Origin of the sequence: uncultured Nostoc sp., from assembly GCF_964245575.1 — a bacterium.
GTDB lineage: Bacteria > Cyanobacteriota > Cyanobacteriia > Cyanobacteriales > Nostocaceae > Nostoc.
Window position 1 is genome coordinate 19,637 of the sequence record NZ_CAXTNP010000104.1, and the last position, 4,943, is coordinate 24,579.

Below are 4,943 nucleotides of genomic sequence, written 5' to 3' on the forward strand. Positions count from 1 at the left end.
TAGGTTATCGCCTGTTGAACCCTCAACATTCAAGGTATCGTTACCAGTGCCACCGTTGAGGATGTTGTTGCCACTATCATCAATGAGAGTATCATTCCCCGTACCACCTCGCAGCAGGTCGTTATCAGTACCACCAACAAGGGTGTCATTGCCCAGATCACCAATGAGAGTATCATTTCCCGTACCACCGCGCAGCAGGTCGTTGCCACTTTTGCCGTTGATGCTGTCATTACCGCCCTGACCATTGATGACATCATTTGAGTTGTCAAAGCCGATGACATAGTTATTCAGGTCGTTAAAAAAGGTAACTGTGTTCTTGTTGAACGGGTTCTCTTGGGTAGAGTTGGCATTGACGACATCAAAGCTATCACTGATGCTGGTTTCCCCAGAAAACTGGATATTGCCCAGCGTTGATAGGTTATCTAGGTTTTCCAGGCTAAAGTTTTGCAGGATGACTTTCGTCTCAACGAAATCTGGATCGTTTAAGTAAATCGGATGGTTATTAATCAGATCACCCACCAGATCACCCACGTTTTCAAAGGTAATTTCCAGATTGTTACCATTTTGGATGAGTAGCAGATTTCGGGCAGTTCTATCTTGGAATATCAGGGTATCCACTTCAGCAATGGCTGCTGCCGAGGGATTTGAGCCTTTACCTACGCCACCGAAATCGGTGATAATATCGATGCCGTCGTACAAATCATAAACAAATTTATCCTTGCCGCTGCCACCAGTCAGGATATCATTGTCCCTATCACCTGTGATGGTATCGTTCCCCCTTAGACCGTCAATTGTATCCTCGTCGAAGAAGTCGCCCACTAGAGTATCATTACCGTTGGTTCCAACGATATTTGCCATAACTTTTACTTACCTAAATCGATTTTTTAGTAACTTAAGTTATCAACCTACTGTTATACTGTTTCACTTCGCATGATTTTACAATAGCTCTTTAAGGCAAAAAATATGAATGCGATCGCTCCGGACTAAATTGGTGTTTCCTTAATCTGAAAATCGCTATAACTCCAATATCGTGTCAATATTGACTCTAATTGAACTACCCGAATTGGTTTGAGAAGATAGTCGTTAGTACCAGCTTGCAGAATAGAAAGCTTATCCACTGGATTTGGAAGTCCCTGGTAGAAATAGAGTGAACTGACTACCTTCTCCCAAAGTCGATGTCACAGTTACATCTCCACCATGCAAACGCGCTAATTTGCGTGTTAAAGCTAAACCCAAACCAGTACCTTCATACTGCCGATTTAACCGACTGTCAAGCTGTTTAAACGGTTCAAATAGAAATTGAAACTGATTTGAGTCTATACCAATTCCAGTATCTGAAACTGTAAACGTTATTCCTTGTGATACTTTTTTGACTACCAGCGATACCTGACCGGCTGGGGTGAATTTAATGGCATTGGTGAGCAGGTTGAGTAGCATTTGCTTAATGCGCCGCTCATCACCAATACAAATATCCTCTTCTACGTCAATTTTACAGGTGAGTTGCAATCCCTTTTCTGAGGCGCGATCGCGCACTGTCCAAATGGCATAATTACATAAATCTGATACTGGCAAAGGTGAGAGTAACAGTTCCTCTTTAGCTGCTTCTACCTTAGATAAATCAAGGATATCGTTAATCAGTGCCAGCAGATGTTCACCACTACTATATATGCAACTTACATATTCGTTCTGCTTTTCATTGAGACAGCCAACTATTTCTTGTTGCAACAACTGCGACAAACCCATAATTGCATTGAGAGGTGTCCGCAACTCATGACTCATGGTTGCTAAAAATTCATTTTTTGCCCGACTGGCAGCTTCTGCTGCTTCTTGAGAGGCACGAAGTTTCAACTCTGTTTCCTTACGTTCAGTAATATCTTCAATCATCGCTAGAAAAAACTCAGGTTCACCATTGCTGCCTGGTATAACAGAGACAGAGATATGAGTCCAAATTAAGCTACCATTTTGATGCAGGCAGGGTCTTTCCATCTCAATCCGATGTCTTTCGACAAACTGTTCCTGATGTTTGGAGGGTTGGAAGCCTACCCTCGAAGTTATCTTTAAGTCTGTGTTAATTCCTGACAGAAGTTGTTTGTAAAGTTTTAAATCCCCCCTTTGTGTGGAAATGTAATCTGTAAAGCGCTGGCCGTATAACTCTTCTCGGCTATATCCTAAAATATCGCACAGTGCCAGATTAGTATCGACTATCTGCGCTTTCATATCTATAAGTCCAATGCCGATAGAAGAACGCTCAAAAATCGCCCGAAATTGCGCCTCATTATGTCGCAATGCTTCTTGTGCGAAGTTTCGCTCCTTCGCTTCTATAGCCAGCGTCACGAAATCTGCAATCGAGCCAGCAAAAGTCTCTTCTTCTAAAGTCCATTGACGAACTTCGCCTATGTGTTCGTGACATACTACGCCCACCAAACGACCCTCTAGCCAAATCGGTGCATCCAGCAGGGATGTGATGCCCCAAACTGAAAGATAAGATTCGGATAATTCTTGGGTTCTTGTATCGTTTATGGCATCATCTACGGCAATGGTACGTTCTTTTTCTAAAGCCTGGAAATAAGCTGGATAATTTTTTTCTGAAAGTGAGTTACCAAAGCTATGCTTCTTGGTGCTTACATCATATAAATCAATGCATTCAATTTTTGAACGCTCTTGATTATATAACCATACACCAACTCGCTTCACTAAGAGCGTCCGAGCAGCAGTCTCTGTGATTTCCCTTAAGGCCGCATTGAGATCACCTTGCTGAAATGTCTTGCTTCTTGCCAGCTGCACCTGCGCCTGGCTTTGTTTTCGCCGACGATTTTCTTTGATTTGTAAAGCCTCTTGGGCCTGGTTGTACTCTGTAATATCTCTAGCTGACACTACCTGCATTAATTGACCTCAAGAAGAAATAATTTTGCCTTGTAGTTCTATGGAAAAAGTAGAACTTTCTTTGTATAACTACAACTACTGGATATGGTTTTTCATAACCGAAAAGTATAATTTTTATAATCAAATTTTATGATTTTGGCTAACGAGTTCCTAGTGAGATTTTGCTGATTACTTCTGTTACTTCATGTCGGTGGTTTTTGCCAGGGGATAATTAGCAGTAAAAATAATTTTACTCTCAAGTAATTCTACTATCAAGTAATTCCACTCTTAAGTAAAGATACTGTTAATTAATATAATGTTTTGAATTTCTGTCTGGGGACTGGCAAAAAATTTTATTAGTTCTTAATCTTTAATCCTTAATTCTTAATTCTTAATCTTTAATCCTTAATTCCCAATCCCAGTTAAATTTATTGCTTAATGGTGACTACCAAAATACCCTTGATTCTCCTAGAGAAAGATACCTAATGACTCAAATTCTGCAAAAATTAAGGTAACGGCAGGTTTTATGGAGGTGGAGCGATGACAGATAGTAATGTGAGAATTGTTTCCCTAATTCCCGGTGGAACAGAGATTTTAGCGGCACTAGGCTTGGTTGATGCTATTGTGGGGCGATCGCACGAATGCGATTACCCTCCAGAAATCCTCAATCGCCCTATTTGTACCGAAGCACGCTTAAATTCCAATGTCTCCAGCAGCCAAATTCATGATGAAGTGAGCAATTTATTGCAATCTGCTCTCAGTATTTATCAAATCAAAACAGATGTTTTAGAGCAATTGCAGCCTACCCACATTCTCACTCAAGACCAGTGCGATGTTTGTGCTGTCAGCTTACACGATGTTGAAAAGGCAGTTGCTACACTCATTGACAGTAAACCCCAGATTATTTCTTTACAACCCAATCTTCTCCAAGATGTTTGGGCTGACATTGAACGAGTCGGCAATACCTTCGACGTAGACTCGGTTAAAGTTCTAGAAAACTTAGAAGCTCGCGTCAAAATTTGTCAGCAAAGAATCCAAGGACTTTCTTTAGATGAACTGCCTAGTGTTGCCTGTATCGAGTGGACTGATCCTTTGATGGTAGCCGCCAATTGGATTCCTGAATTAGTTAACTTAGCAGGAGGACAGTCTCTATTTTGCGTTACAGGTCAGCCTTCTCCTATCTTGCCGTGGGAAACATTATTAACAACTAATCCAGATGTAATTGTTTTTATGCCTTGTGGCTTTGACTTAAATCGCACTCGTCAAGAAGCCAATTTGTTAACTCAACGTTCAGACTGGGAAAAACTCCACGCTACCGAAGCTGGTAGGGTCTACATCACCGATGGCAATTCTTACTTCAATCGTCCAGGGCCGCGACTGGTAGATTCTCTAGAAATTTTGGCAGAAATTTTGCATCCAGAAATTTTTCAATACGGCTACAAAGGAACTGGTTGGGAACCTTTGTAAAGAAGAATTCAGAACTCAGGAGCAAAGCCAAAGACGCTCTGCGGCTTGGCGTCAGAATTCAGTATGAATTCGAGTCAAACTGGGTGATATTATGTGCGCTTGATCGCTTATTAAACCCGCAGAACCCCACCCTGCCAAAGCTGTGCTTTGTCTCCCCTCCCGAAGAGCGAGGAGGGGTTCTTTTCTTATGGGTAATTCGGCGGACATAATATGATATTTGTTTAAAACCTTGGCGGGTTCCAATCCCCCACGAAGAGTAATTCTGATTCCTGGATTCTTAATTCTTCTTTAAGGTGTTTGTTCAGAATCCGTCGATGGTTCATTGTTAAATAACAGCAGGCGTGCAGCGAGGATGGCAAATCCCACAGCAGCGATCGCTTTTAACAAGCGTGTAGGTAATAATTCTGCTACTGCACCTCCTGCTAATGCTCCCAACAGACTTGTCAACAGCAATGCGGCTGCTGCACCAAAAAATACTGCACGTGGAGAATTAGAACGCCCTGAAAGTGCGATCGCCGCTAGCTGACTTTTGTCACCCAATTCTGATAAAAAAACTGTTATAAAGCTTAGTCCTAAAAGATGCCAATCCATATTATTAAGGGGGAGTGGGGAAG

General features: G+C 41.8%; 5 protein-coding genes. 1 reads left to right on the plus strand and 4 read right to left on the minus strand.

Features of this window, described 5'->3' with window-relative positions; all coding sequences use genetic code 11:
* The 3 genes from ACFFAP_RS17710 to ACFFAP_RS17720 form a co-directional block, all read right to left on the minus strand.
* Positions 1-858 (minus strand): calcium-binding protein (locus tag ACFFAP_RS17710; protein ID WP_375512434.1); only part of this gene is annotated, 858 nt, incomplete at its 3' end.
* Between the two features lie 125 nt (positions 859-983).
* On the minus strand, positions 984-1,118 hold the full coding sequence (locus ACFFAP_RS17715) for a hypothetical protein (protein ID WP_375512435.1): 135 nt from the start codon (positions 1,116-1,118) through the stop codon (positions 984-986).
* Positions 1,111-2,883, minus strand: coding sequence for an ATP-binding protein (locus ACFFAP_RS17720; protein WP_375512436.1), 1,773 nt, complete (start codon positions 2,881-2,883; stop codon positions 1,111-1,113). The genes ACFFAP_RS17715 and ACFFAP_RS17720 overlap by 8 nt, the downstream gene beginning before the upstream one ends.
* A 519-nt stretch (positions 2,884-3,402) precedes the next feature.
* On the opposite strand from ACFFAP_RS17720, the gene ACFFAP_RS17725 reads away from it, so the two are divergent.
* Positions 3,403-4,329: a cobalamin-binding protein gene (locus ACFFAP_RS17725; RefSeq protein WP_375512437.1), complete on the plus strand. Its 927-nt coding sequence runs from the start codon at positions 3,403-3,405 to the stop codon at positions 4,327-4,329.
* Between the two features lie 288 nt (positions 4,330-4,617).
* Here ACFFAP_RS17725 and ACFFAP_RS17730 read toward each other — a convergent pair whose 3' ends face one another.
* Entirely contained in the window at positions 4,618-4,920 is a 303-nt protein-coding gene (locus ACFFAP_RS17730; RefSeq protein WP_335026190.1) for a TMEM165/GDT1 family protein, read from the minus strand.
* Positions 4,921-4,943: the final 23 nt, after the last annotated feature.

What these genes read in the sequence shown, in the direction of transcription:
- ACFFAP_RS17720 (WP_375512436.1), bottom strand. Translation starts at nt 2,883, where the DNA reads ATGCAGGTAGTGTCAGCTAGAGATATTACAGAGTACAACCAGGCCCAA.
- ACFFAP_RS17725 (WP_375512437.1), top strand. Translation starts at nt 3,403, where the DNA reads ATGACAGATAGTAATGTGAGAATTGTTTCCCTAATTCCCGGTGGAACA.
- ACFFAP_RS17730 (WP_335026190.1), bottom strand. Translation starts at nt 4,920, where the DNA reads ATGGATTGGCATCTTTTAGGACTAAGCTTTATAACAGTTTTTTTATCA.